This is a genomic window from Deltaproteobacteria bacterium, from assembly GCA_009929795.1.
In the GTDB taxonomy this organism is placed as follows: domain Bacteria; phylum Desulfobacterota; class Desulfovibrionia; order Desulfovibrionales; family Desulfomicrobiaceae; genus RZZR01.
This window is the reverse complement of sequence record RZZR01000262.1, coordinates 1-2,453: the sequence shown is the minus strand read 5'-3', so window position 1 is coordinate 2,453 and position 2,453 is coordinate 1. Positions and strand designations below refer to the sequence as shown.

Here is a 2,453-nt window from a genome sequence, read left to right as displayed (position 1 = left end):
CCACCCCGGATGGTTCGGCCCGCCTCGTCCTCGGGTACGACCCCCGAGCCTCCGTTCTCAGCGCAACCAGTCCGGTCACGGTGGAAGTTTCATCCCAGAGCGACGGCGCTTTCCAATGGACCGAATACACTGTGGACCTGGGCCCGAACGTCCTGGCCCAGGCCTCGGTCCGCCTCGTAGAGGCCCAGCCAATGGGCCCGAAAACGGCTGTGGTCGTCAGCGATGGGGGCGAAATTTTGACCCTGGATGGGGAGGCGGCCTTGGATGGTTCCTTTGTCGTGGCCTCTTCCAACGCCGCCGGCCTCGTGGACATCGACAAATCCGGCCTTGTTCCGGCCGCGGACAACCTCAATGGAGTCTTCACTACGATCTTCACCCAGGAAATCGGCTCCTCCAAGACGGTCATCGCCATCGATTTTCAGCCCGTGGGCGGCAAGGCCAAACGCCTGGAAACCATTTCCGTGGGCAAGGGCACGGTCTTTTCCAGCTCGTCCTTCTCCCTGACCGACTCGGCCCGCACGAACCGCCTGGTGGTGGCCTCGGTGGTCAGCGGGTCCACCGTTCTCTACGCCCTTCAGGATTTCGTGGACTGGACCCGCTTCCAGTCCCTGCCGCCCGTCATTTCGGCCTTCACCCTGGCCCAGACCAGGGCTTCGGCCGGCAACATGACCAACAGTCTGACCGACTCCCACGACCGGGACCGCCAGCCAGTGGACGCCGGCACGGTCTATTCCCACTACCTCCTCGACCTGGACGTTCTCTTGCGCTCCAGGGCCGTTCCCAACTGGGCCGACACGGCCTATGGCCAGAATCCTCCAGCGGACGGCACGGGCCGCATCCCCGTTGTCCTCCTCCACGGCTGGCAGGGCAACGTTCATTACCGGAGCGCGGCCCGACTCTGTGACTGGGAGCATTCGCCGGTCAACAACTTCTCCAAGCTCATCTCCTACTACCTGGGTACCCCGGCCCTCAACCAAAAGTACCACCTCTATCTCCTGCGCTGGCCAAGCTACAAGCACCTGACCATGAGCGGAGAACTCTTCGGCAGGCTCCTGGCCGACGTCCGCCTCCGGCTGCCGGGCACGGATCTAGGCCGCGGCCTGTCCGATTCCACGACCGGGGTGGTCGTCATCACCCATTCCACGGGCGGTCTCATTGCCCGCACGGCCATCGAGACCCACAAGGCCTTTGCCGGCACAACGTCTGACTATGACTTCCTGCGCAAGGCCATCATCCTGGCCGGACCTCACCACGGCACGCCCGAGGCCGTGAACACCTGGCCCAACAACTGGAGCTTTCTGGCCAACAAGGACGTGGCCACCCAGGCCACCTCGGATCTGTCCTGGGACTCCTTTGATGGCAACGCCAACATCTACTTCTCCACCGGTGTGGGCGTTGTCGGCCATCGGCTGCGCTACGACAAGGATCGGGCCCAGAGCCGCTGGCCCGTGGCCGTTCAGAATGTCCGGGATTTCGACCAAACCTACCTGAACGCCTTGGGTGACCTCCAAACCGCCACCTACAACCCCTGGCTTCTCTGGTTCACCAAGCGGTTCGCCACCATCAAGGATCGTTTGGCCCCGCGCTACATCCTCTACAGCGGCTGGACCAGGGTCACCCCCGATCCCGGCAACTTCGTGAACAACTCCGCGGCCATGGCCTACACCCAAACCATTTTGGCCATAGCCGGGTACCACAACGACTCGGTCCTGCCGGTCTGCTCAAACCTGATGGCCACGAGTGCCAAAGACACGAGCTTCTACCTGCCGGCCCCGTCCTGGCCGGACATCACCCAGGACTGGTACCCCCATTCCCGACTCTTCAGCATTCCGGACGTCCTCTCAGACCGCACGGTCATCGTCATCGGCTCGGGGAAGGATCATCCCCTGGGCCTGGATTTTCGCCTGATCTGGGACTTCGACCACGGCCAGACCAAGGACGGGGCCCTGAGCAAGGCCGACCAGGCCGATGTGGCCGGCCTCATCGACGAACCCATGCAGACAAAGAAGACCGTGAGCGACGACTTCTGGATGGAGGTCTACCGGCAAGGCTATGTCCGGGGGGCCATGGCCTACAACACCGGCCAGACCCCTTCGGACAAGGAGCTGGAAACCATGACCAACGTCCTCAAAAGCGATCCTTTCTTCCTCATCCTGGAAAAGGACCTCCTGGACGTGGCCGGGTGAAGGCCTGCTTGTTGTATTGCTATGGACAAAAAATTGAAAATCTTAAGGAGGAACAAAAATGAAGACAGCTACCCAACAATCCATTAGAAACAATAGTTTTTCTGCTATGAAGCAGATGCTATGGACTGGGGTCGCATGGAAGACAAGTCTGACATGGGGGAAAGCCCTGGCCGTGCTTGCCGTGTTCGCCCTGTTTCCCATGCTGCTGGCGACTGACTCCTTTGCGACCAACACCATTCCGGGGGTGAACATGGACACATCTCTGCG

The 2,453-nt window shown here is 61.5% G+C and carries 2 protein-coding genes; both read left to right on the top strand.

What is annotated here, in order from left to right:
- On the top strand, positions 1 to 2,186 hold a 2,186-nt coding region (locus EOM25_13985; GenBank protein ID NCC26284.1), incomplete at its 5' end, for an alpha/beta fold hydrolase.
- 58 nt (positions 2,187 to 2,244) lie between these two features.
- A partial coding sequence (locus tag EOM25_13980; protein NCC26283.1) for a hypothetical protein occupies positions 2,245 to 2,453 on the top strand: 209 nt, incomplete at its 3' end.